We start from the raw sequence: 26,947 nt of genomic DNA, 5'->3' as shown, positions 1-26,947 counted from the left end.
ATTAAGATCAGTAAGCGTATTTTTTTTCATGTAAGTCTGTCATCAGCAAACCAACTTCGTATAATTAAGCTATAATTTTCTATGATTTGCTCGTTTTTTATTGCAAATAATAACGTGCTAATGAGGATAGTCATTTAAATAAGGTCTATTTCGAGCGTAATGAGGAGATTCCTCTTTGTGTTTGAGATGATGCATATAGTTCATTTAAATTGCGATCAGTAAAACACTTCACTTAATTTTTAGATTATTTAACAGCTTTATGGCGCTGTGCTTTATTAAACTCTCAGCCAGTTTGTTTAACGGCTCCGTGTTAATTATGAAAAGGAACAAGGATGAATTTTATATTGCAGTCAGTGAGTTTGAAAATCACACCATGAATAGGAGCTGTTATGAAAATACTCTTTTCTTTGTTGATGCTTTTTCCGTTTTTCGTTTTTTCCGGATCTTCTGATTTGCTTGTTTCATCAAAACGCGCCCCTCACGAATCATTTTCGCAAGCAATTAAACGAGTTGAGGCTAGTATTCCTGATTCGCAAAGAAAATCATTATTGGCCAGGGAAACACCGGTGAGTAAAAAGGTACCTGTACAGCAAATGGATTTCAGTACGGTTCCAGTGGTCGTGACTTATGAAGAAATGATGAATTTATTTCAATTGATTCGCGATACACGTTATTTGTATGTTGATGACAAACCCGATTTTGCACGAAGGATTAGTTGGCTGTATCCTGATGATGGTTGTTTTGCACGAGCAGCTTTATCTGCATTCAAAATAGAACAGGATTATTGGGTAAAACCTGCTAAAATTTTTGTCTTCGGCGATCTTGTGCTCCAGACATCCTTTGCCCCGGATGGATTTGTTAGTTGGTGGTATCATGTATCCACCGCAGTAAATTATATGGGTTCCATTTACGTATTCGATCCTGCTTTAAATCCTGAAAGACCGCTTCTCGTTGAAGAATGGTTTAGTAAAATGGGGGATCATCGTGAACTGGATGGTGTTATTTGTAATTCATATACCTATGCTCCTTTTGATAATTGTGGACAGATTACTAAGGTCAATGAAGAACGCGCTGTAAAAGATGAGGCTGGATACCTTAAGAGAGAATGGAACAGAATGAGCGTTCTTGGTTTTGATCCTGAAGTTTTATTGGGAAATAATCCTCCCTGGCGTGGTATGTTAACTCAATAAACGGCTGTTGATTATGTCCCAATGTAAGTATTTAGCATGCGGGTGTTTTTTTATTTACATAAACAGGTAGGCAAAAGCCTACCTGTTTATAAAGCGAATTATTGAGTAACGGTAATTTTTGCTGCTGTTCCTTGAGCTTTGATCCTAGGGTTATACATTGATTCTGCAAAAGCAGGCGGTACAGTGTATGTTCCAGCGCTGATGGCCTTTATTTTATAGACTATCTCTTTGGTCGTTGTGTCTAAACTTCCAAAGTAATTAACTCTATCTTCACGGGCATCGACAAAATTCATGGTATCAGTTTTCACCGAGTCCCGGACAACTTCAAACCCGCCTGGCAGTAGGTCTTCGATAACGATATTGGTGTAATAAGAATTATCCAAAGCTCGAATTTGAATGTGTACTTCAATTTCATTACCCATGGAGGTGGATTGAATCACATTTCCCTTGTCATCCCGATATTCTCTGAATATTTCTATGCCTTGACTGGTTGGCGAAGAAGATAGGGTCTTATCAAAACCAGATTGCACCAGCTGATAAAAATAGTTGAGCTGCTTGGGATTACTTATGTTGATTTGCTTGATATTAGTGTCTACAGAAAGGTTTTGATAGTTTGTTTGTTCAGCTGGCACTAATTGAGTTTGATTGTTTAACAGTACTTTACTTAAAGTCAAAGCGGATGGGTCATTAGAATCACCATCAGGATATGCGGCTACTGCCAAACTGGCATAACCGGATAAGACGGTATTAATGCTCTCACTACTTATTGCCTGGACTAACTCCATAAGCAGCTTATTTCCAATCTTTGGTAGCAGGTTAGGGAAGTGTTTCGCTACAATGTAATAATATTGAGCATCTGCAATCGCACTGTTATAAAAATCATTATCATAGGTGTTGTTGTGTATTGAATACTGGCTGATTAGGCGAGATGCATCGTTGTAACTTTTAAGGAGTTGATACGACCCAGCAATGTATGCAGCAGTAATGTCTTTTTTCCAGGCTTGAGTACTGTCTTTTTGTAAATACAGTTGCAGATTTGCCAGATAATTTGTAGTGACTATTTCGTTTCTGGTCAAAATATATATCGCATAAGCCTGTATGCGAGCCTCATCCATAGTTGAAACATTACGACTTGCCAGCTCGGTGAGGTAATTAATACCGCTATAAAACATTTCTTTGGGGACATTGATCCCTTGATTTTTTGCCTCTGTTAAAAAATGCATGGCATACACGCTACTAAAATTATTGCCTTGATTATCCATCAAATCAGGCCAGTAACTAAATCCCCCGTTAGACATCTGTCTCTGGCTTAGCATTTGAATGGCTGAATTGATGCCTTTGTTAATCTCATCGTAATTTGTGTTAAACCAGCTCTTGCCGTTCATAGCGAGTAAGGGCAGGGCTTTACTGGTGAGCTGCTCCGTGCAACCGTAAGGGTAATTATCCAGGTAGGTCTTTAAGCCAAATACCATTATCAGCGGACTTGTGGATACAGTTGCATCTACAGTGCGGTACTCTGGATATAAAGATTGGCTGATATCTAATGTTTGTTTGGCGTTTTGGGATTGACCACTTTGAATTTGTGTAAAGAAAGGTGTTGCAGGTCTCACACTAAGTGTCGCATTCATTGTGCTGGTTTTATCACCAGCACTGGCGACAAAGGTCACTTTGGCTGCGCCTAGTAGTGATTTGGCACGAACTTTAAAGCGAACCAATTGTTCATGACTTTCTCTGATTTCCAGAGTATGCTCCGCTTCGCCTATAATTTCCAGCTCTGGGCTTGGTGTAACTCGAACGGTAATTGGTGTGTGATCTCCAGAGTTCTTGATATTGTTTGCGACACTGGAGCTGATTTCAAATTCATCTCCTGGAGCAACAAATGTGGGTACATTAGGACTGATTATAAAATCACCTCTTACTTCGGCTGAGGTATCTGCGGCACCAACAGAGTCATTTGAAACGGCAACAGCCATCACTTTTATTGAGCCATTAAAATAATTAGGAACTTTAAAAGAAACATGGTGAATGTTTTCGTCTGTATCCAAAATTCCTGACCAGTAAACTACCGGTAATTCATTTTTTCTTTTGAAGGGATTAAGCCTGCTGGCTAAGTCTGCTTCACCATCATCGCCACCAGCCGCAGAATATTCTCGATCCTGAATGAATTTAGGCAGAATTTGATCTACAGTTTGTTGGGTGAATACTTGCAGAGCATGTTTTTGAAAAAAGAAAGACAATGGGTTAGGGGTAACGTATTTACCAACTTGTAAAATACCCTCATCTACGGCATAGACGATGATTTTTCCAGTTTTATCCGTACGATAGTCTATGTTCAGCGTTTCTCCAGGTTTGACAACCTTGGGCGTATCAAGTTTTATTTTAATATCATGATCATCATGATTTACGGTAAAGGGTACAACACCGTAGCTTAATGGGCTGATGAATAATTCGGGCGAATCCCAGTCTCTGACAAATGCAATATTAACATACCCGTTACCCTGAAAGTCAGCAGGAATACGAATGGTCTGTACTGAATTTGGTGTTTCAGTTTTAAACCACTGGGTTGCATAAACTTTGTCTCGTTCTATAGTGATAAGTCCTGAGCCTGTATAGGGAGACGTAATCTGAATTTCTATGTCTTCATTGGCCAGATATTGATCTTTATTCAACTTTATAGATAATTCCGCATTTCTTGCCAGAGGTGTTTGGCTTGAACCTGCTACAGTAAATTTAACCTGGCTTAATATGTTGTTCTCTTTATCTAGGACATTCAGAGAATAATCGCCTATTTGTTGTGTTGGCAACGAGTAGTTTGTTCCTTGTTCACTGATTGCAAATGGTTCGGTTTTGATTACTGATGATTGAATAATGGATTGATATTGATAAGTACCATCTGCTTTTTTAACCAAAGTTGTTACTGGATGTAACGATATAAGTTGAATTTTTAAATCGTTTACTTCCTCTTGAGTTAATTCAGGATTAATAGCAATGTACTGTATTGTTCTTTTACTCTCATATTTGATAAAAGATAAATCACCATCGGGTTTATAGCCTATAAAAAAGCTTAAGGGGCTGATGAGTGCCTGAGATTGAGAGGTGACACTGCGGCCGCCATTTGCCTCAAATCCTTCTGCAAAAAAAGTAAGTTTATAAGCGGCTTGGTCATATCGCTCAAGATTTAAATCAAATACGGCTTCACCCTTATCATCGGTGATTTTATCCGTTAAGGACTCAGTAAATACTTTAGGTGGTTTTTTAGGATCAAATAAAGGATCGACAAATCTATAGTCTGGATATTTGCTAAAGTTAATTTCCTGAGGCGTGAGTAAAATTTTAGCTTTAATTGTTCTATCCGTTGCTGGAGCACCGTATAAATTCCAAAGACTTACATACGCTTTTAAACCATCAGGTGAAATCCAGCCATTAATGTTTCGTTCGGTCAGATTTGATGCAATTCGCATTCTATCCGGCTGAAATTCAGAAACAGTGATACTGGTTGAGCCAAGAAGATTTCGTGCATGCTCATCTTGAACCAAATAAAGATTAATCGTGTATTGTCCCGTGGGTGAAGTAGCTAAGGTAGTGAAATCAAGCTCCATATACCCAGAGTCATTCAAGATTAAACGTTCTTCTTTAACTGTTGTGCCGCGAGAATCAACTACAGTTGCTTGTAATGGTAAGCCTGCGGGCTGGGATTGGGCATAGGTTTGTTTGACTATCATTCCCGCATGAATTGTATCACCGGGTCTGTAAATGCCTCGGTCTGAGAAAACAAAAGCGCTTAAACTTTGTGAGTCCTCATTGTAGGTATAAATACCACCAATATTAAATTTGGAAAAATTTAATTGACGATTGTAGTTGTTGAACGGAATAAAGGAAACGTCATTATCCAGACTGGCCAGGTATACAGTCGGCTCTCTATCTGCAACAAAATCTTTTAAGGAGGGGAAGCTGGCTCGACCTTGATCGTTGGTGATTCGAGAAAGAATAGGCAAACCGTTTTTACCCAGTATTGTTACCGTGGCGTCTGCAACCGGGGTTCCCTGAGTTATGGAGCTGATAAACACATCATGAGTTCCATCATTATTGTCTTTTACTATCATTCCCATATCAGTAATGAGAATTAAACGGCTGGCGTTTGCATCAAGGGCGTAATTATAGGTGGTATTCCACTCTGTCGCCTTTAATAAAAAGAGACCTTTAGGTCCAGAGGTATCTGTGTCGAATGATAAATATTTACTCAAATCAAGCGCTGTATATTCTTGTTTTGAGGGATCGGTGCTGTAGAAATGCTGAGTTTCAGAAAAAATTTGGCTGATGTTTTGTTCACTAAAGTTAGGGTTAATAAAATAAGGATTATTAAAGTCACCTTGCGTTTGGGTGACCAATTGATTGATATTATCTGGCAGTACTCGTGCAAAGTCGAATTTAACTGCAGTTACTCCTCTGACAAGAACGGATAATTTTTTTTCACCGCTTAGTGCTAATAGAGAGCCCTTATGCAGAAAACTGATTTCCTTGGGAAATGAGGGGACAGGAATGACAGCTGTATAATCGTATTTTAAGGTGAAGTCACCGAAACCTTTCATCCCTTTGTCTATTTTTATATAGATAAAACGGGTGGGTTGTGCAACAAACTTAAAACTATGCAATGTAGAATAGTTGTGTTCTGCTGGAATTGCTTCCTTGGTTAATGGAGTCGCTAAAGCAAGGATGTCTGGTGTTACTTCTCCGGGATTTTGCCAATAATAATTGGTCTTTGCAGATTCAATTGCATTAGCAGGGCGATCAAGCGGCAGTAAGTAGATGTGTACGGATTTATTGAATTCATGCTCATTGACGCCGAGACTTGTTTCTATAGTAAGAACCTGTTCTGCTTTATCTTGTTGATTTTTGATGATCTCAGCTGATGCAGTAAGTACTTTGAGAAAGTTGCTGGTGTCAGGAATAACGAGACTGTACTCCAATTGTGTTCCAATAATAGCGCTATTGGTCGATGAAGCTATTTTTTTGTCCAGGATTATTTGGACTAATTGAGTGTTTTTTTTGATTTTAATGAACTCAGAATGGAGATAAGCGGTGCGTTTGTCTTCATCCAGGGTGTAAGTGAATTTAATGGGTCTGCCAACACTTTGTGCTGTGCCTTGCTGGGTATCTTGCAGAATTACCGACGTGTTTTTTTCGAGAGTTTCTGGATTGACGGGAAAATTAAATTGAACAGTAGCTTCTATAGTTCTGTGTTCAGAATTGACTGGATCCTGGTATAATCTTAAATCGGAGAGGGTTGCAGCAAATGGTTTGGTAGAAAACGACACATCATAATGTTCCATTTTTGTGCCCGGAGCAAAAAATGTTTGGGCAAAATGGATGGTGTACTCTTGTCCTGCAGGCCAGTCTTGCGATGGCTTAAATATCAGTTGACTGTCGCTTTCCCACATCCATTCTCCGGCTATGGCAGGATTTATGGTTATGCCTTCAGTAACCGTTTTGCCTATCATGTTGATTGGCGCTACTGATTGAAAATTAAACGCATTGGTTCTGATGCCAAAATCGATAATAAGATTTTCAGGAATAAAATCGTTTTCTTTTTTTGAGATATCCGGGGTTTTTATGGATGCTGAGGTGTAAATGGGCTGGAATTGGGTTTTGTACCAGTAATTCGCATAACAGACAGCGCAGATACCGGTTATCAGGATGAGTGTCAAACCCCAGAACACTTTAGGTGATTTTTGCTTTTTTTGCCGAATTTTCAACAACCATGGTGGACTATTCCAGTTTAATGTACCGAATAAAGACGTAAAAATTGAGGCAATAAAACGGACAATGGAATTAATTGGCTTTTTGTTCATGATCTTTTAAGTTCCCACCAGGAGTGTCTGGTTGTTGTATTTAAAGACGGCCTTGTTTAAAAAAAGAATGCGTGATCTTGATTGAGTACTGTTTTATTTTACTTAGTGTATTCAATACTGAAAATTGATTATAATTCAACCCTTAAAATGCACAACCTCTATTATGAAAAAAATTATTCAAAGAATCGGTATCCTCTTGGCTTTACTCTTTTTTACCGGGTATCTCACCTTATTATTTTTACCCAAACCCCTTTTGCTTGAAGGAATTAGCTTTTCTAAAGCAGTGTACGATGAGAAACAGAAGTTGTTGCGTTTAACTTTAAGTAAGGATGAAAAGTATCGTTTGTTTACTCCTTTGTCTGATATTTCTCCTAAATTAATTGAGGCGACATTACTTCAGGAAGATCAGTATTTTCGCTGGCATCCTGGATTTAATCCATTTTCTTTATTCAAAGCGATTTGGCAAACCTATGGTGTGCAATCGCGCCGTATAGGCGCATCAACGATAACCATGCAGGTCGCTCGAATGCGTTTTGGCATTAATTCCAGAACGATTTCGGGTAAGCTGCTGCAATTGTTAAGGGCAATACAACTTGAAGTACATTACACCAAGAATGAGCTTCTCGAAGCGTATTTGAATATGGCTCCTTATGGGGGAAATATCGAAGGAGTGGGAGCTGCCAGTTTGGTCTATTTTAACAAGCCAGTACAAAACTTAAGCCTGCCTGATGCGCTCACTTTGAGTATTATTCCACAAAATCCAGGTAAACGAATTCCGGGAAATACAGATTTGCAAACAATTCGTAATCATCTGTACACCAGGTGGTTGACTCTTCATCCTGAGGATATTGACAAAAAAGAGACTTTGGGTCTTCCCATGACGATGCGGCAGATTAGTGATTTACCCTTTTCTGCGCCACATTTTGTAACTATGGTTTTGCATAATTCAACAGATCAACAGCACAGCATAATTACTTCTCTTGATTCACGAGCTCAAACCATTATAAACAGGGTAACTAAAAAGTATTTGGAAAGAAAAAAGTCAATTGGCGTCACTAATGCGGCAGTACTCCTGGTTGACACACGCAACATGACGGTGAGTGGATTATTGGGATCGGCTGATTTTTTCAACAAAAAGATCAGCGGACAAATTAACGGAACAGATATTAAACGCTCGCCCGGATCGGCATTAAAACCGTTTATCTATGGTTTGGCTCTGGATCAAGGCTTAATTCATCCTGCAACTGTTCTCAAGGACGTTCCTCACAGTTTTAATGGATACAACCCGGAAAATTTTGATTATGATTTTATGGGGCCAGTTAGTGCGACGGATGCACTTGTACTCAGTCGTAATATTCCGGCTGTTTATTTGTCAAGTCAATTAAAGTCCCCGACACTGCATCAGTTATTGGAGCAAGCTCAGGTCAGCTCTTTAAAACCGCAATCTCATTATGGTTTATCGCTGAATCTGGGTGGGATTGAATTAACGATGAGAGAATTGGTCGGACTTTACGCCATGTTAGTCAATGATGGTGTGTGGTATCCAATCCGTTTTTCTGCAGATGAAAAGCAGACTGTAGGTCGAAGATTACTGAGTCCCGAAGCCAGCTTTTTAGTTTTGGATATGCTTAAAAGTAATCCGCATGGTCATTTGGGGGACGGTTCGCCAAATCAACTTCCTGTGTCATGGAAAACAGGGACTTCTTCAGGCTACAGGGATGCATGGACTATTGGCGCATTTGGCCCTTACGTGATGGCAGTATGGCTTGGAAATTTTGATGGTAAAGCAAATCCTGCTTTTATTGGTAAGGATTTAGCCGCACCTCTGTTTTTTGAATTGATGGATGCAATCAAACATGAGCGTGGTCCTTTGTCTGTCATTAGCAAAAATACTGCTGCTATGAATCTTGAGCGAGTTGAAATTTGCAAGGCTTCAGGAATGCTGCCTACACGTTATTGTCATGACAGGGATTGGACCTGGTTTATTCCTGGTAAGTCGCCAATTAAAACAGATAATATCTTTAGAGAAGTAGCTGTAAATAACAAAACTGGTTTGCGTACTTGCCATATTGATGAAAATACGCATTTTGAAATTTTTGAGTTTTGGCCATCAGACGTATTAAGAATATTCAGGCAAGCAGGTATTCAACGCCGCTCCCCACCTTTTGTTGAAGCAGATTGTGCGTTATCCGGAAATTCAGGAATGAATCCACAAATTACTTCACCTCAGGCCGGCATTAGCTATGTAGTTCGAGCCAATTCATCGGTTAATAATCAAATTCCTTTTGCAGCGGTTAGTGATGCGGGTATTGCTTATTTGTATTGGTTTATAGATGAAACCTTTGTTGCCAAAACAAAAGCAGGGCAAACTTTTTTTTGGAATGCAAAACCAGGAAGTTATGTTGTGCGAGTGGTGGATGATCATGGGCTATCTGACGCACGTGATATACGTGTACTTATGGATACATAAACAAGGTGTTTATGATCTGTCGCTGGTTTTTAAGGTCTGTCACAGTGCATGACTTTCAGTATGGACCTTTAAAACCTCTCCATCGCACAGTACAGGAGCTTGGGCTACTGTATGAACCAACTCGACCATAGCAGAGGATAATTGTGTTGGTTTGGCTTGGGCGTTTGTTTTATTTTGCATGTCGAGAATAAGAGAATAAATACCGATTAGTGTCCATGTTATGGCTATAAAGTCGATTACATAACTCAGATGTGCTTCGGCAGAGGCAAAATATACGAGCCATCGAGCTAGTAGAATAATGGCACTTTTATCAATTACTGCTCCGAGGTAAACCGCTTGAATTGGTTTTACTCGGCGTTTAAAAAAACACGATTGACGAAGATAGTTCTCATAATCCGGGGTAGCTGAATCATGGGTCAGTAATTTATGGGTTGTTGCAAGTGTATCGGTACAGACAGTCAGCTGGTGAGGACGTTTTGTAATGCAACGAATGGTGTATTGGATTATGGTTTGAGTGTGAATTTGACGGGCAGGATTTATTTCTTGTTGAATCTGTTCGAATAATTGTTTGACCAGACGATTAAATCGCCTATTTAATGGGCTATTTTGCAGTTGTTGTATTTTATATTCTTTTGCGGCTTCAAATAAGGCCAGTGGCGTCAAGGTAATGCCAGGAAGTCTTAAAAAGTAAGATGGCTCATAAAAACGGCCAAACTGTAATAGTGGTAAGTCCAGTTGAATACCTGCTAATCGGAGTGCGAATAGGGCACTATCGGCGCAGTTGTGAGTCATCATGTGGTACAAATCAGGATTGTTGTATTCTGATTTAGAAAATTCTTCACAGAATGTTACAAATGGAACCGAGCTTTCGAAGCTGAGGCACAGATCATTGCTGTATTGCTGTTTTGGCTCTGAGTACGCACTTAAGCTGGGTTGTTGGTTGTTATGCCATATTTTGATGCTGTCCATAGCGTTGAATAAGGGTTCATCAACATCAGCCTTGGCGTAAATATGGGCACAGGAGCCAAGAGCGATAATATTAAGCATGATGTGCAAAACGACAGAACTCCAAAAGCAACATAAATGCGAATAATATAAAAAAAAGAGCACTTTAGTCAAATTATAACTGACTGGGGCAGGGCAAACGCATCTAAATTATGAACATAAATCTCCATCCTTTTGCCTACTTCCTGTGCTTTATGCGCAGGATCCATGCGATCTTAGTGCAGGCAAAGATCTGGATTCTGCGCATAAAGCGCAGAACGTGGGCATTTTGGTCTTAGATAATACGGTTAGATGCGTTTACCCTGACTGACTGGGTTGTTCTATTTGCAGCGATGGCTTCCCTTATCATGGTGATTAACATGGAATCATGCGCCCAAGGCCGCGTTTATTGGTTGACCGGCATTTACGGGTTCGTAGGGTTGTTTTGAAAATTCGCTGGGTACCCACCCCACACCTAAAGTGCCGTCGTATAATACTTCCAACAATAGGGCTGCTGTGCATAATTGATTTTCAGATGCTAATTCACAAGTGAGGCTTTTGAAGAGTAATGTGGTTTGAATTCCTAATTCTGCCCCGGATATAGTCATTTGCAATAAATGAATTATTTTTTCAGGTATTTTGGTGTCTGAACGAAAGAGTGAATAAAAAGAGGCAATGCATTGACTTAGCTTTGTCGCAATCATCACATAAGGTTGTTGTTGAAAAGAATAGGAGAGCAGTTGAGTTCCAGCGTTGACTCGTTCGGCATTACGATGCCCTGTAGTTGATGTGTAAGGATTTAAGCCCATACCAGCCAACCACTCTGTTAACCATTCAAACATACTTAGTCCTTTAATTGGAGTCTAAAATTCGCACATTACCATAAAATGAACGGTTTATAAAAGAGTATTCTTACTCAGGTTCTAGCATAAAAAATGACACCATTTTTTTACTGGAGCAGCCGTGGTATTCTCGCTATTGAATAGGAGTTGTAAGCTGAGGATTGAAAATGGCGGATAATTTGATTGTGACTCATCGCATTGCATCGTTAGATGTTTTTCGTGGTTTGACTATTGTATTAATGATATTGGTCAACAGTCAGGGCAATCAATTTGCCTATCCTATTCTTGAACACGCCCCTTGGAATGGGTGTACTTTGGCTGATTTGGTGTTTCCCTTTTTTCTTTTCATTGTTGGCTTAACTTGTGCTGTCAGTTTAAATTCTTTTAGAAGAGGTGGAGATGGTTCAGTTTATTGGGCGATATTTCGTCGAAGCGTTCTTTTATTTGCTTTGGGTGTTTTTTTAAATATTTTTCCCACTCATATCCATCTGAGTTCCTTACGAGTTTATGGTATTTTACAACGTATCGCAGTATGTTATTTTATCAGTGCAGTTCTCTATTTAAAAACAAACGTCAAAGTACTCGCTCTTATTTTTCTGTTAATTTTATTAAGTTACTGGTTTGTTATGACGCAGATTCCTGTGCCGGGATATGGTGCTAATCAACTGACTCCTGAGGGAAGTTGGGTCTCTTTTTGTGATCAATTGATTTTTTCAAGCGCCCATTTATTAGAAAAAGTTTATGATCCTGAGGGTTTTTTAAGTACTTTGCCATCTGTTGCGACCACTTTGGCTGGTGTTTTAACGGGTAATTTGTTACTGGGATCTCAGACCAAGCCACAGAAAATGTATAGGATGATGTTTTTTGGGGTTTTATTCTTGATGCTGGGCTGGTTGTGGAGTTACAGTTTTCCTATAAATAAAAATTTATGGACAAGTTCTTTTGTTCTTTGGAGCAGTGGATGTGCATTGATTGCTTTTTCTTTATGTTTTTTGCTGGTTGATATTTTGCATTACAGGCGTTGCTTTTTACCTCTTACAATTTTTGGTACAAATGCTTTATTCGCTTTTACTTTCCATGTACTTCTTTTAAAACTTCAGTTTGTTTTTTATTTTAAATTGAATAGTGGCGCTAAAGGGAACATGAAAACCATGCTTACAGAATATTGGTTTGGCTATTTCAGTCCCCCTAATGCAGCTTTGTTGTACTCCCTATTTTTTTTGCTGCTTAATTTTGTCATCGTTACCGTACTGTATAAGAAAAGAATATTTATTCGTCTTTGACAGGTTAACGCACAGTTCTCTGGGTCTATTATTCGTTGTGATCTCTCGCTTCGAGGAGATCCTGGATAGGTTTAGGAAGTATGGATCTGAGTTTATGGGTTAACATCAAGGCATTTTTCTGCCATAAGATGCCTAAGTAAATCATTCCAAATCCGATTGCGGTGAGAGCTACCGGGAAGAGGTAACTTAAACTAAAGACTTGAGAAGCAAGGTATCCCAAATAAAAACAGAACCCTAAAGCCCCAAATACTACAAATACTTTGCGACTGAGAATAACCCCAATTAATATCATCAGCACGTTGATGCACATGTAAATAAATTTTGAAAACTCATTATCTGAATGTTGACAGGTTAGTCCTGACCAGAAAATGATGACTCCAAAAAGATAGAGCCAAAAGGCATAGTCGGCTGTTTGACTGGAACGAATATCTACCCAAAAAGCAATCAGAATGGTAGCAATTCCAAAATACATTGATACCATGGCGCTTAGTTCAAAGGTGTAGTATTCTCCACCTACCATGCGGGTTACATCCATAGACAGATACCAGAGTGTTACCGCTATGGGCATGATCATAAATGGATAGCGATATATCCATGCTAAAATGACGCCACAAGCTAGAGTCCCTAGCTCCATGAAAATCCAGTTCCATTTGATGTACACGTGGTAATCGTGATAAACACTGGCATCAGGCCACCAGCCCATCCCTTGTTGAAAACCATAAATGGCTAAAGGGGTAAGGCAGATTACAAAAGTGGCGCAAATTCCTGCCGGCACATGATATCCTTTGTCATTTAACTTATGGGTTAGTGCTATTCCCAGAATGGCATAGGAAACGGATAAAAATAAAATTCCCCATCCGCCAAACATCTCCCAGCCTAAATTCATAAACAGAGTCATTGCACCTATGGCTATAAGGCCGCCAAAATAATAAAGAACATTAGTCAGATTAAAACCAGGACTTTGCTCAGGCTGGTTTTTAAAAAAATCCAGGAGCTGTTCGCCTTGTTTTTTTGTGATGATTTGGGCTTCAACTGCTTTATCCATCATAGTTCTTGATATTTTCATTATGGCTCCACAAGATGCAGTATTAACTGTATTTAATACATTATAGATGACTCATAGACTAATGATAAAATAATGGAATACAAGGATGCTATGGTTAAAGCTCCCCGTACATCAAGCAAGACTTGATGGAGGGGGGTATTCATGTAGGGTATATGATGGTTTATGCCTCAATAAAGCGCTGTCTTTTTTTCTGACCCAATACAGGGAGTAATATGATAAGCAGTAAAAAAAATCCCCCAGAAATGGCATACAACAATTTAGAGTGGAATTCCAGAGATGGTGGCGGAGAGAGGCTCACGATTAAAGCAATAGTCGCTCCAAACAGTCCAAAACCTGCTGCGGTAATTATTTTAAGACGAGATACTTTATTGCTGGTCATGACCAGTTTTATTGCACTAATAAAGAGCAACAGATACATCAATAAATTAACTTGTGTTGCCGCATTAAGCATAATCCAGTAGGACGCATTGAGCGATGGAATGATTAAAAACAAGGTACTGATAAATGAAACGCATAAGGCCTGGAGAATTAATAAAAGTGCTGGCGCCCTGTTTTTATTAAGCTTGGTCAGTCTTTTATCCAAAAAACCTTCTCCTGCGGCAAAACCTAACCCTTTAATAGGAGCGAGGAGCCAATTATTGGCGGTACCTACACAACCAATTGCGATTAACCCATTAAATATTATCGCTAAGGGAGCGCAACCCATTTTTGAAAAAAATAATTGAATCAATTGCGGGATGCTGCTGATAAAACTTAATTGCTCAGGTGGAATGATCATGGCCAATATTAGTGAGCCTGATAACATGGAAAGAAATACCACAAAGATTGAGATAAATACCGCCTTGGAAAATGCACCTGGATTGCTGTCTTCCGCATGAACGGCTGCTAATTCTATACCGCAAAATGACAAAATAATTGCGGTTAATGATGTCCATGAATAGTTTGTATTTTGAGGTAGCAGGGTTTGATCGGGTTGTGTTTGAGTCAACCACCAATATAAACCCATAATAAGAATGATAGCAAAAGGTATTAGTAATCCCGTGATAGAACAAAAGAAATTAAAGCGACTTGAGAGTTGTATTCCTTTTAAATTAATCCAGGTCAATATCCACACAAGCGTAATAATCAGGGTAAAAAGCAATAGTTTGTTATCGACTAAAGCAGGTGCAAAGCTGTAGAGCATAGTGCCTGCAATAAAACTAAGTAGTGTGGGGTAGATTAATATGTTTTGAATGCATTGAAACCATATGGCTAAAAAAGCCAAATCCCGTCCCAGGCCTTTTTTTACCCAGCCGTATACTCCCTGATGAGATTGGTTTGAAAACCACATTGATACTACAGCACACGGAATCAGAAAAAAAACTAATGCCAAAGTAAAATAATTAAAGAGCTGACTACCTGCCAAAGCCGCAGCTGGCAAATTGCGAATGCTATCTACAGAACAGACAGTGATGAGCGTCAAGCTTAATACAGATAATTTTTTATTCATTAAAATCTCAAAGACAGGCAGCTCAAGCCACCATCAATTTTTTTGAATTCACTCACATCGAGTTCAATACAGTTAAATCCAAGCGCATGGATTTGTTTTTTTGTTTCAGGATAGCCTTGTGCCAGAAGAACAGTTCCATTTACCATAATACAGTTGGCGGCATAGGCCTCTTCTGGCGGCACTATAATTTGTTTTAAATGAGCAAACGCAGGGTGATTGACCAACTCGCCACTGACCAGTACATACCCGTGATCAAGATAACTTATTCCGGTTTTTAAATGAAGAAATTCGTTCAATTCAACAGTCGAAGCACAATAACCATTTCTGGTTAGTCCATTAATCAGTTGATTAGCACCTTCTTGATTCGTTCTGGCGGAAAGACCTATGTAAAAATGATTATCTATTGCAAGGACATCTCCTGCTTCAAGTGTACCTGGTGCCTCAATCTGAATAATTTGGTCTTTGTAAAAAGTTATGATGGTCTTTTCTATTTCTCTTACTTCATCTTGTCTTGAAACGGCGCCTGGTCGAGTAAGAAAGGCGGTATTTTTGGTTAACAAGGCAACATCTTCCACAAAACAACTGTCTGGAAAGCGTTCAATAGCAGGGAGTATGGTGACTTCAAGTCCGCATTGGGATAAGGCCTGAATGTAATGTTGATGCTGCACCAGAGCCAGAGCGTAGTCGGGCGCCCCCAATGACGAAGAGGTTGTTAAACCATGAATCATTGAAGCTGAAGGCGTTCTAACTATGGCATTATGAAACATGATCAACTCCCAAGACAAAAAAATCATATTATCACACTTTTTTGTACATAAAAAACACTGTTATATGACACAAAGTTGTACCTACTCACGTACTTAATTGAGCGTACCAAATTTTTCCAGGCTATGCGAAGTGAAGAAGGGGGCTCGTCAATTCAATTAAAAAATGATCAAGAGGTCTAGCGCAGTTTTAATTTAATGCCAGCGGTGTTTTTACAGGTATGGATTTAGGCTTAAAAGATAGTTATGCTAATTTTTTGATAAACAGAGCGGTTTAAATGAGCCTAAGAAATTATGATATTGTTTTGTTGACGCAAAAAGATTACGTGCATCCCCAACACATTACCCCATACGTGGAAAATATTCTCACTGAGGATCGATTGCTTACTCAGGCTTTAGAACAAAGAGGACTTCGAGTGCATCGTACCTTCTGGGATAATGCTGATTTTGATTGGGCCATGGCACGTTTTGCTTTATTTCGAGCAACGTGGGATTATTTTAATCGATTTGCTGAATTTGAGCAGTGGTTAGCGAGGACGTCTAAACAAATAAAGCTTATTAATCCGTATTCAATAATTCGTTGGAATATGGACAAACACTATCTTGCAGATTTAAAAAATAAGGGAATAAATATTCCACCTACACGTTTTATTGAGAAGGGGGAAAAAACTACATTAAAGCAATTATTGCAACAAAGTTCTTGGTCAAGCGTGATTTTAAAACCAGCAATTGCTGGAGCTGCCCGACACACCTACTTTATTGATAAATCGCATGTTGACGACTATGAACCTGTGTTTCAACAGTTGGTAGCTTTAGAATCCCTGCTTTTACAAGAGTTTCAACATCATATCCTTTCCAAGGGCGAGGTGTCGTTTATGGTTTTTGGTGGAAAGTACAGTCACTCAGTTTTAAAACGACCCAAAACAGGTGATTTTAGAGTTCAGGATGATTTTGGTGGTACTTTGCATAGTTATACTGCATCTTCAGATGAGATTGAGTTTGTTGAAGCAGTTATCGCACAATGTGAGGAATCACCCGTGTATGCCCGTGTTGACGTGATGTGGGATAATAGCAATAACCTGTGCCTATCTGAATTAGAGATGATAGAACCTGAACTTTGGTTTCGTAAAGCGTCCAAATCTGCTGATTTTATGGCAGATGCTGTATGTAGTTATATAGAACAGAGTGTTGCTTCATTGGGTAAAACAGCACAAATCACCTCACCTTGCTGAGCTTAAGGTGTAGGGTGCTCGTGTGACGCCCGATATTTGGCTATTCAATAATCAATTGGGATGATGATATGCACATAAGGATTGGTTTATTATTGGTTATCAGTTTATTTAATGCAGTTGCAAATGCAGCTCAGGAACACCTTATTTGGGGTTCTGCACCTGATGTTTTATCTAAATATCACATGGTGGTATCGAATAAATCGGGATTATTGCGGTCAATTGATTCTTTGAAGCAGGGGTCTTATCAGTTACAGAAATCAGACAACGAACCTGACTTTAATTTATCTCATGTGCGTTATCAGCTCCTCTTTAAAAATATCCCTGTATGGGGACATGAGCTCATTCTTCATAAAAAAAATAATGCAACAGCTTATCTTAGCGGAATTGATGTGTCGGGAATTGAACATGATCTGAAAACAGTAACTCCTAAATACAGTGCCGAAGAAATTGAAACCAAACTCCTGGCTGCTTTTACCGACAAGATTATGTACAAGAATACAGAGCAGATTATTTATTTGGATCATGAGAATAAATCGCATCTTGCTTATCATTTAGCCATGTATACTAACAGTATGATTCATTTTGTTGCTGCACCAAATTATATTGTTGATGCCAATACAGGAAATGTTCTGAAGCAATGGGATGATTTGACTCATAAAAAAATTGGTCAGGGATTGGGTGGGAACGTGTTTATTCTGCCTTACAGGCCAGGAATTTTTCAACACGGCACTGTTGAAAAAGATATTCCTTCTCTTGGCGCTTTTGACGTCACTGTCAAGGGAGGTAAATGTTATGTGGAAACACCGGAAATCAGAGTAATCAATGTAGCGCAAACCGATATGGATCAAAACTCTTTTCCAGTATTAAGTCTAATGGAATTTTTTAAAAAGCCCCCCACCTTTTCGTATCCGTGCAATAAAAAATCACACTATGTGAATAGCAACGATGGCGATACGGCACCAGTCAATTTCAGTTTTTCTCCAGTGAATGACACCATGTATTTTGCTGGAGTCACTTTGGATATGTATAAAAATTATTATGGGGTTGCCAAACCTATTGGTGATGATTTACCCCTAAGAGCTTATACCCATCTAAAAAATTTTGATAACGCATTTGCAGTGCCATCAATAAAAATAAAGGGTTTGTACTTAATACACCAACAAATCGTTATTGGCGATGGAAACAAGCGATTAACTGCACCGGCGCAAGGTTCTTTGGCGCATGAGCTGTCGCATAATTTTACCCGTATCCATTCCAATCTTATCTACGCAGGTCAATCTGGGGGAATTAACGAATCATTTTCGGATATGGCCTCTATAGCCATGTTTGATTATTTGCGCAAAGATTATCCGTGGTATTGGAACGGTTTGGATTGGTCTGTAGGAAGAGAGGCAACAATAGGCGCACAACCCATGAGGTATATGGATGAACCAGTAAAAGACGGCATCTCCATTGATAATGCCCGTGATTTTAATGATGAATTGGATGTTCATCAAAGCAGCGGGGTGTTTAACAAGGCATTTTATCTGTTGTCTCAAAAACCGGATTGGTCTGTTCGTAAAGCGTTTCAGGTTATGATTGATGCGAACAGGAATTATTGGACTTCAGGCACTCATTTTGAAGCTGCTTCCTGTGGCGTCATCCAGGCTGCAATTGACAGGCACTATAATACGCTTGGGGTTAAAGAGGCTTTTGCAGCGGTTGGGGTTGTCTGTCCTCTGAATACACTGATGAGCTGATGAGCTACACTGTTGTAAGCATACATTTGACTTTTTTAAATGATGCCGGACTGTGTTAGAATTTCAAGCTCATCTAATCAATAAGGATTTCTGTTTCAATGCACAAGGGAGTGAATTCATTGGTATTCGTTATTGCCCTTATCGCCGGTTTTGCCGGTTTTTTGCTTGGTTTTGATTCCAGTCTTTTAGCCAATGTCAAAGATCAGGTAGTAGAGCAATTATCTCTTTCTCAATTGCAGTGGTCTTGGGTGGTAAGTATCAGTTTAATTGGATGCATGTTGAGTATTCCACTCAGTGGATTTATTGCAGATAAAATAAGCAGGCGATCGTTACTCCAAATGGTTGCCTCAGGTTTTATTGTCGGGGCTGCTATTTGTGCATTTACTCATCATGTGTATCTGTTACTTTGGGGTCGTTTTATTATGGGATTTTGTGTTGGCATTGCCTCTTATATTGCGCCCTTGTTTATTTCAGAAATGGCTCCACCGCAGCAAAGAGGTACCTTGGTTTTGTTTAATGGATTAGCGATTACTTTTGGGCAGGCCATTGCTTATCTGACGGGTTTTTTGTTGCATGATTATTCCGCCACCAGTTGGCGCTGTTTATTTTGGATAGGCAGCCTGCCAGCTATTGTTTTGTTTTTGGGTATGTCAGGGTTACCCCATTCACCTGCGTGGATTTTGAAACAAAAGGGTAGAGATGAAACCTTAAAAATCCTCCGACGAATTAGACCTCAGGGTTATAATGTTGAGCAAGAACTGGAGGAAATGAATACTCATAAAGCGTTTGATAAACCGAATTTATTGTCACTTTTTAAGATGCCTGTAGTCGCTGTTTTATTGGTTGGTATCTGTTTAGGGATTTTTCAACAGTTTGCTGGTATTAATGCTTTAAAATATTACGGACCGGTGATCTTCGAATCCGCAGGTTTCTTACCAGTAAAAAACGCAATATTGGCAACATGTTGTATTGGGACGATTAATTGTATTTTTACCCTCATTACGTTATTGTCAGTTGATAGATTAGGCCGCAGGCCATTACTCTTGTGTGGAACACTGATTGCCTCTTTGAGTTTATTTGCGGTCAGTTATGTGTTACATGCTCATTTTGAGGGGCAAAAATATTGGGTTCTCGGTTTTCTTTCGATTTATGTTATGGGCTATTGCATTAGTGTTGGCTCTTTATTTTGGGTTTTAATTGCTGAAATTTATCCGTTCAAAGTGCGGGCAATGGCGATGAGTATTGCAACAGTGACCCAATTTGCTGCTAATTTTGTGGTTTCTATTTCTTTTCTTAGCGTATACCAATCATTTGGGCAAGTATTTACTTTTTCCATGTTTGGCTCTTTTTGTTTGTTGGCTTGTGCGTTTATTTATTATTTTGTGCCTGAAACAACCGGTGTTTCGTTAGAGCATATTGAGGATAGGTTGCTGTCTGGTAAAAAAATCAGAGATATTGGTCAACCCGTGTCCGATAAAAGAAAAATCAAAAAATTTGAGTTACTTATGGATTAATTTGGAGCAAAAGAGTGTGTGTCTTTGTCTAAAAAGTGATACATGACAATAACAATCTCTAACCCCGGGGCTTAACGATATTGTTCAAGCAGTGATAGTGCTATTTCGGGATTAAAATGTAACGAATAGCGAATTGTTCCAGACTGAAAACACGAACAAGGATAGTGAGTATCAATATGGAAGAACTAAAAAATAACACCCTTATTTTAGTTAAAAAAGAAACTAATGTGCCTCTTCATTCTAATTTATCCTCATTATTTGAAGAGCAGGCTATTCTTAGGCCAAATCATACAGCGCTTATTTTTGATAATCTTAGCCTTACTTACTCTGAGTTAAATGAAAAAGCAAATCAACTGGCTCATTATTTACGTAATTTCTCCGGAAATAAAAAAATCAAGATAGCCCTATGCATGCAACCGTCTTTTGATTTGCTTATAGCCATTCTGGGAATAATCAAAGCCGGAAGTACCTACATACCTCTAGATCCTGATAACCCCGTGTCACGCATTAAATACATTTTAGAAGATACAAAAGCCGATGTTCTTTTGACTCAATCTGCAGAGCTGCAACTCTTTAGCGAGGTTAACGTCCATAAATGGTGTTTTGACAAACAACGTTCAGAATTAACAGCTTACCCTGTATGCAATCCTCAACCCATCAACGAACCTGATGATTTGGCTTATATAATATACACCTCTGGTTCAACCGGAACGCCAAAAGGGGTGATGATAACGCACAGTAATGTCTTGTATTTTATTCATTGGTTCAGCAAAGCACTGGAAGTTTGTGCAGCGGATATTTTTGATTTTTCATCTTCTGTTTCCTTCGATTTTGCTGTTGCAACCACATTGTTTCCCATGATGCAAGGAGCTCAAATTGTAATATGCCCTCCGCAAACAAAAAAAGATCCTTATTTGTATATGAACCATTTAGCCCGTCATCATGTAACTGTAGCTAAATTAACTCCTGCTCACTTTAGGAACTTAAAGGAGGCAGTGCTACACGAGAAAAAATATTTAAATTTAAGGTATATTGTGTTTGGTGGTGACTCATTGTTCCGAAAGGATATTGAAGAATGGCTGAATCATTTTCCCCGACACGTTATGTTTTGTGAGTACGGGCCTACCGAGGCTACGGTAGCTACATCCTGGCTTAAGGTAGACAGCAGTACCATTAACCAGTTTCATGATAAAATTCCTATAGGCTGGCCGGCTTTAAATACCCAACTTTATATACTAGATGACAATTTACATCCCGTACCTTGCGGTGAAATTGCAGAGTTGTATATAGGTGGTAAAGGGGTTGCAAAAGGATATTTGAATCGCAAAGAGAGTACTGAAAAAAGTTTTATTAAAGATCCTTTTAGTGATAATCCTGCTGATCGACTTTATAAAACAGGCGATTTTTGTCGATTTTTAGCTAATGGTGCTATTGAATTTGTTGAGCGCAAGGACAATCAGGTTAAAATTCGGGGATTTAGAGTTCAGACAGAAGAAATTGAAGCATGTTTTATGGCTTATCCAGGAATAAGGGAAGTAGCAGTTATTGCAAGAGACCCTAATACTTTTTCAACTACTGAAAAACAACTGATCGCCTATTATGTTCCTCATCACGCACAGGAAGTTGACGAGAACGAATTGCGGGTGTATCTGAGAGCCCATCTTCCTGAATACATGGTTCCAGTGTTTTTTGTCATGTTACAAACACTTCCATTATCTGCTAATGGTAAAATTGATCGCCAAAAACTTCCTGAATTTCCATCAGTAACCACCAATGATGAGCCATTTACAGGGTCTGATATGGAGCGTCGTCTTAAATCCATTTGGGAGCAGGGGCTTAACATCACGAATATTCGTGTTGACGATAATTTTTTTGATTTAGGTGGAAATTCGCTTCTTGCTGCAAGGATTCTTACCAAAATAAGAAATGGCTTAAAGAAAGATATTCTATTAAAAGATCTTTATAATTTTCCAACCATCATGAGCCTTGCTCTCAGGATAGAACAAGCAGACAGTTTTACTTCTGCAGGTGAGCGAGTTTTGAGTGCGGCCTCAAAAAATCAAATCATTCCATTGAGTGAATTGCAATTTTTATTTTGGTTAATGAGAACATTTTACCCTAATGCCAAAATACTTAATGTGATTGACAGAAAAAGGCTCAAAGGATCTCTTGATATTAAGTGCTTGAACGTGGCCTTGAGTTGGGTTTGTAAAAATGATCCCATTCTTGGTTATCGTATTCGTCGTTTTGCACCAATTCAGCACGTTCAGAAATTGCCTGAGCCTCAAATCGAGGAAATTTCGTTGCAAGGTTTATCCGTTGCACAACAAGAAGCTCAATTGGCACGATCGCTTGATTTCATGCATCACTATTCCTGGAAATCGAAGGGATATTTATTTAAACTCAGGCTGTTTCGGCTGGACGAACATCTGTATGAGTTGCATTTGGCAATGTCGCATCTTATCAGTGATGAATTATCAACAGATGTTTTTTTCAATTCTTTATCACACTATTACAACTTATCCTTACACCACAAAGAAATTGCTTTGTACTCTGATAGAGTTCAGTTTAAAGACTATGTGTTGAACAGCATCGAAAAAAATCAACACGAGTTACAAAAAAATCAGGAATTTTGGGAGTCGTATCTTCAGGACATACCTTATTTGTATTTTCCCGATGAATTCGTTTTGAAAAAAGGACGCGCTCTAAATACATGTTCTTTTAATATATCAGAGGAAATGCTTGAACAACTTAAACGTTGCTCATCACATTACGGATTAGCGATCACCGACAGCTTGACTGCGGCAGTTTCCAGAGCACTAAAATCTTACATCAGTGAAAATAAAAATCAGTTGATTGCTATTAATCTTGTTAAATCAACTCGTGATGATGAGGAGTATGACAGTGCTATAGGTCTTTTTGTGCGTTCGGATATTCTAAAAATTAATTTGGCTCATTCAACTGATTTACTTGAGTTATCCCGCGAGGTTCAAAGAGCAATAGCGCAAACAGCTGCGCACCAATCGTGTCCTGTGATAGTTAAATTGGGGTGTTTATTAAAAAAAGGATGGTGTAACAGACCCATTAGCACTAAATTAATGGGTTTTTTTGCAACAATTTATTCCAGATTGTTTGCTCGCTATCGCCTGGATTATCGAATACTCAATATGTTTTTTAGAGTATTTCTTGCCAGTAAAGCAGATTCTTTTTTCGTTAATGTGAATATCATGAATCATTTTATCGGCCCCAAACGCAATTCACCGTTATTTTCTCTGGATTCAATTCCCACTAAAACTCATGAGCTAGAGAGGCAGGTGGATAAAAATATTTTAAATATTGGTTTTGAGCGAGACAATGAAAATAACGCACATTTAACACTATGCGGAAATTTTACCCATTCATTTTTGGAGCGTTTAGGGCAGGATGTTGTTGAGGCGGTATCTCAGTTTAAACTCTAACTGAGATACTCAATCTAATCTATGGACACCACGCAGTCGACAAAAACTAGGTAGTAAGAGCCGTTAAAATACGCCTTTTCCCTTTAAATGGGGCTCTGCCGTGCATAGAGAGAATATTGTCAAGCACCATCACATCTCCTTTTTGCCAAGGATAGGCAACGGTTTTTTTCTCCAGCACATCGAGAATATGATAAATATAGGAACGGGGAATAGGGCTATTATCGCCAAATCGTATTTCATGAAGTTTTGTTGACGGACGGCAGTAGAGAATTTTTGCACCTATATAGTTAAGTAACCCCAAGAGTCTTGGATTAAAATCAAACAAGTGTGCCTGATTAAACCATACCGTTTCCTGAGTGATGGGATGGGTTACTAAAGCCGGTCTATACTGTTTTAATTCGATCCAATCTTTCCCTAACCATTGAAATTCGACCTCATTATTTTGACAAATGCTTTCCACTTCTGATTTATTCTGCGTTTCAAATACCTCTGTCCAGGATTTGTGCGAACGAACCAATCGGTTAAGCGTTTTCATGATTTTATCTTTGCAATAATAACGGGATAAATAGATTAAGCCTTTATCCTTAAAATATTGGATAACCTCATGATCAAGAGATTGATATATTTGACGTGCATCTGCTATTAAGGTCTCACCACGGTATGATGGGGCGATTTGACAGAAAAAGTAAATGTGTTGCGGAAATTTGTTGATATAAGAAAGTTCCTGATGAAGCGGAAGATGAAATTTTGCCGGAGTTTCGGTTGAGGTGTACACCTGTTTTTTTACCTTATCACGAGGACTGTCACCCAGTAGATAATTAACTTTTTTTCCCAGTTTGAGAGCGTCTATAAAATGAGAAAACTGTTCGGGCGTATCTATGGGAAATCCTCGAAACAATAATGCCCCTTTTTTTAGAAGCAATTGATCAATGACTGCTTTATTGATTTGAATTTCGTCAATAAGCTCGTTAAACGAAATCTTTTTATTCGGGGTAACTAGCGTTGGAAAATGCTCTTCAATAGTGAATACGTTCATTTAAAAAATCCTTTTTTTATAATGTATTTATACCATCATAAACTATGGTAGTGAAATTACCATCCTCAAAGTACAGTGATTTCAGGACGTTTTATCATGGGTAATTTTTTACACCTGACCCCAAGCTGTATTCGGGGTCAGGATGAATTTGGGAATTGTATTATTACTCAGGATTGAAATACGGTTGTATTGTTTCGTCGAATTCAGGTGGTGTTATAATCGGTCGTTGGAAGAAAAGAGTTCTTAATCCTCTTTTAGGTAAAGGGTCGCTGACTTGTGCCATTGTTAACGACATTTCAGGCTCAGATGGTTTCAACTCAGGTGGAAGCCGTTCAATTAAAAAGCGCATTAAATAAGAGGGGGTTTTATCGAAATCTGAATTTCGCGGTAGACTGTCAAGAAGCTGTTTGGCACCGTAATACCGAGACGACTTTCTGGTTATTTCATCCGGAGAGAGTCCGTGGAAACGGAATCTTTTGAAATTATCCATGACAATTTGCAAATTCATATGGCCGCAATTGTTCGATGCCATCAAGACAATATCTTCATTCTTAAATCCGCGAATATTGAGATGAACACCATATTTAACTACTGCTTTTATGTTCAACCTACCACCGCAATGCCCAGCTATACTAGACATCTGTTGATTGGTAAACCTAAGTGTATGTAGCCTATCATAGTATTTTATTAGTGCTTTTATATTCTTGGAACCACCATGATGGGATATTGCATTAACGATTAATCTCGGACAAAATCCAAGATTACAGAGCTTTTCATAGTGCTTCAGTACGATGTAAAGATTTTTTGATCCGCCATCCCTCGATACCATTCTAATTATTTGCTCTTTGGTGAAATTATTATTGAGATCGTCGTATTTTTCAGAAAGAGCTTCTATATTATGTGACCCCCCATTTCTCGACGCTATGGAGGTCATTTCATTAAAGCTGAATTTTTTTATTATTACTAGTTTCTCGTGATAGGATATTAAGTACTCAAGATTTAATGAACCACCATCATGAGAGGCCACTGAAACAATCTGTTTTCCCGAATAGCCCAGTTCTTTTAAATGGTTGTAATTATTTTTAAACGCATCAAGATTATTAAATCCGCCACTATGCAAAGCGACTTTTACTAAATCTTCATGTCCTAAATTCTCTTCGTTCAGTTGTTCTATTAATTCATTGTGAACTTTGATAAGTTTTCCAATGGTTAACTTGTAACTTGGTTTTGACAACAGTTGGAGTATTGTCTCTTGTTTATAGCCCAGTTCGAATAAGGGTTTATAATACTGTTGATATTTAGCTTGGGTCAGTCGCTCAAATGATAGAGTTGTTTGTTTTCCTTTTGCAGTGCGTTGATTTTTTGTGCTGGCAGCGTGAGCCGTAAAAAAGGAATCGGTACTGCGATAAGCTCGTTTACGCACATTTTTGCCAAAACTGTCTGAAGACAGTATTTCAGGATTATCTATAACCACTTCACCCGGTGGAGCATCCATAAAAGGAGTTTCTGACGTGAACAAAATAGGCGAAGCAGAGCGTTCACCCGGCGGAACATCCAGAAAAGGAGCATTTGGTGCAAGCAAGTCAGGTGCATCATGTTCTGGGAGATTATTTGTTTTATCAAGTAGCGGTGGCAGAGGAGAAACTTCAGGTAACTCTGAGCTCTCTACAGGTTCAACTGCAAACAAATCAGGAAGATCAGAAGTATCGTCAGCGCAGCTAAGAACTGGTTGCGCAAGAGACAGTGGTAAGTCTAAAGATGAGGTGTCTGTGATGAGAATATCTTGAAGGTATTCCTCATTACTATTCAACTGGAACAGTTCAAAATCAAAATCAAAGTCATCGTTTATCATTTCTCGGTAGCCTGGCATTTTTTTAAACATTTAGTAATATGATACACACCAAGCATTAAGGAAATATGAATAAATGGGTTTTATCGAGAATTTTTTGGGGTAGAGCGGCCTGATGGCAGTTTAGACTCCTCAGATTTATCCCATTTACCCTCGGGTAATAGATTTATTCGTTTTATTCT

The 26,947-nt window shown here is 38.8% G+C and carries 15 protein-coding genes; 7 read left to right on the top strand and 8 right to left on the bottom strand.

Features of this window, described 5'->3' with window-relative positions:
• Nucleotides 1-389 precede the first annotated feature (389 nt).
• On the top strand, nt 390-1,190 hold the full coding sequence (locus Lwor_RS11260; RefSeq protein ID WP_058493968.1) for a protein-glutamine glutaminase family protein: 801 nt from the start codon (nt 390-392) through the stop codon (nt 1,188-1,190).
• Nucleotides 1,191-1,288: 98 nt separating this feature from the next.
• Here the strand turns inward: Lwor_RS11260 and Lwor_RS11255 are convergent, their stop codons facing one another.
• Nucleotides 1,289-7,039, bottom strand: coding sequence for an alpha-2-macroglobulin (locus Lwor_RS11255; RefSeq protein ID WP_058493967.1), 5,751 nt, complete (start codon nt 7,037-7,039; stop codon nt 1,289-1,291).
• Nucleotides 7,040-7,202: 163 nt separating this feature from the next.
• Here Lwor_RS11255 and pbpC point away from each other — a divergent pair, with 163 nt between their 5' ends.
• Nucleotides 7,203-9,509, top strand: coding sequence for a penicillin-binding protein 1C (gene pbpC, locus Lwor_RS11250; RefSeq protein ID WP_058493966.1), 2,307 nt, complete (start codon nt 7,203-7,205; stop codon nt 9,507-9,509).
• 39 nt (nt 9,510-9,548) lie between these two features.
• On the opposite strand, the gene Lwor_RS11245 is transcribed toward pbpC, so the two are convergent.
• Both Lwor_RS11245 and Lwor_RS11240 read right to left on the bottom strand, forming a co-directional pair.
• A complete protein-coding gene (locus Lwor_RS11245) occupies nt 9,549-10,565 on the bottom strand; it encodes a hypothetical protein (protein ID WP_147279878.1) in 1,017 nt (338 codons plus the stop codon).
• Between the two features lie 314 nt (nt 10,566-10,879).
• A complete protein-coding gene (locus Lwor_RS11240; protein WP_058493964.1) occupies nt 10,880-11,335 on the bottom strand; it encodes a hypothetical protein in 456 nt (151 codons plus the stop codon).
• A 167-nt stretch (nt 11,336-11,502) separates the two neighbouring features.
• Between Lwor_RS11240 and Lwor_RS11235 the strand changes: the two genes are divergently transcribed.
• A complete protein-coding gene (locus Lwor_RS11235) occupies nt 11,503-12,618 on the top strand; it encodes an acyltransferase family protein (protein WP_058493963.1) in 1,116 nt (371 codons plus the stop codon).
• A gap of 28 nt (nt 12,619-12,646) precedes the next feature.
• Here Lwor_RS11235 and Lwor_RS11230 read toward each other — a convergent pair whose 3' ends face one another.
• The 3 genes from Lwor_RS11230 to Lwor_RS11220 all read right to left on the bottom strand — a co-directional run bounded on the left by Lwor_RS11230 (nt 12,647) and on the right by Lwor_RS11220 (nt 15,940).
• A complete protein-coding gene (locus Lwor_RS11230; protein ID WP_058493962.1) occupies nt 12,647-13,684 on the bottom strand; it encodes a hypothetical protein in 1,038 nt (345 codons plus the stop codon).
• Nucleotides 13,685-13,844: 160 nt separating this feature from the next.
• Nucleotides 13,845-15,173, bottom strand: a complete 1,329-nt coding sequence (locus Lwor_RS11225) for an APC family permease (RefSeq protein ID WP_058493961.1) — start codon at nt 15,171-15,173, stop codon at nt 13,845-13,847.
• The gene (locus Lwor_RS11220; RefSeq protein ID WP_058493997.1) at nt 15,173-15,940 is read right to left on the bottom strand and encodes a dimethylarginine dimethylaminohydrolase family protein; all 768 of its coding nucleotides are present in this window, start codon (nt 15,938-15,940) and stop codon (nt 15,173-15,175) included. Before Lwor_RS11220 ends, Lwor_RS11225 begins: the two co-directional genes overlap by 1 nt.
• 275 nt (nt 15,941-16,215) lie before the next feature.
• On the opposite strand from Lwor_RS11220, the gene Lwor_RS11215 reads away from it, so the two are divergent.
• The 4 genes from Lwor_RS11215 (at nt 16,216) to Lwor_RS11200 (ending at nt 23,880) form a co-directional block, all read left to right on the top strand.
• A complete protein-coding gene (locus Lwor_RS11215) occupies nt 16,216-17,169 on the top strand; it encodes an ATP-grasp domain-containing protein (protein WP_058493960.1) in 954 nt (317 codons plus the stop codon).
• A 68-nt stretch (nt 17,170-17,237) separates the two neighbouring features.
• Nucleotides 17,238-18,908, top strand: a complete 1,671-nt coding sequence (locus Lwor_RS11210) for a M4 family metallopeptidase (protein WP_058493959.1) — start codon at nt 17,238-17,240, stop codon at nt 18,906-18,908.
• A gap of 98 nt (nt 18,909-19,006) precedes the next feature.
• Nucleotides 19,007-20,422, top strand: coding sequence for a sugar porter family MFS transporter (locus tag Lwor_RS11205; protein WP_058493958.1), 1,416 nt, complete (start codon nt 19,007-19,009; stop codon nt 20,420-20,422).
• A 176-nt stretch (nt 20,423-20,598) separates the two neighbouring features.
• Nucleotides 20,599-23,880, top strand: a complete 3,282-nt coding sequence (locus Lwor_RS11200) for an amino acid adenylation domain-containing protein (protein WP_058493957.1) — start codon at nt 20,599-20,601, stop codon at nt 23,878-23,880.
• A gap of 46 nt (nt 23,881-23,926) precedes the next feature.
• Here Lwor_RS11200 and Lwor_RS11195 read toward each other — a convergent pair whose 3' ends face one another.
• The gene (locus Lwor_RS11195) at nt 23,927-24,916 is read right to left on the bottom strand and encodes a TauD/TfdA family dioxygenase (protein WP_058493956.1); all 990 of its coding nucleotides are present in this window, start codon (nt 24,914-24,916) and stop codon (nt 23,927-23,929) included.
• A gap of 163 nt (nt 24,917-25,079) precedes the next feature.
• The gene (locus Lwor_RS11190) at nt 25,080-26,786 is read right to left on the bottom strand and encodes a hypothetical protein (protein ID WP_147279879.1); all 1,707 of its coding nucleotides are present in this window, start codon (nt 26,784-26,786) and stop codon (nt 25,080-25,082) included.
• Between the last annotated feature and the right edge of the window lie 161 nt (nt 26,787-26,947).

Source organism: Legionella worsleiensis (assembly GCF_001467535.1).
Taxonomy (GTDB): Bacteria; Pseudomonadota; Gammaproteobacteria; order Legionellales; family Legionellaceae; genus Legionella; species Legionella worsleiensis.
The sequence above is the reverse complement of the archived record's forward strand: the minus strand, read 5'-3'. Positions and strand labels throughout refer to the sequence as shown.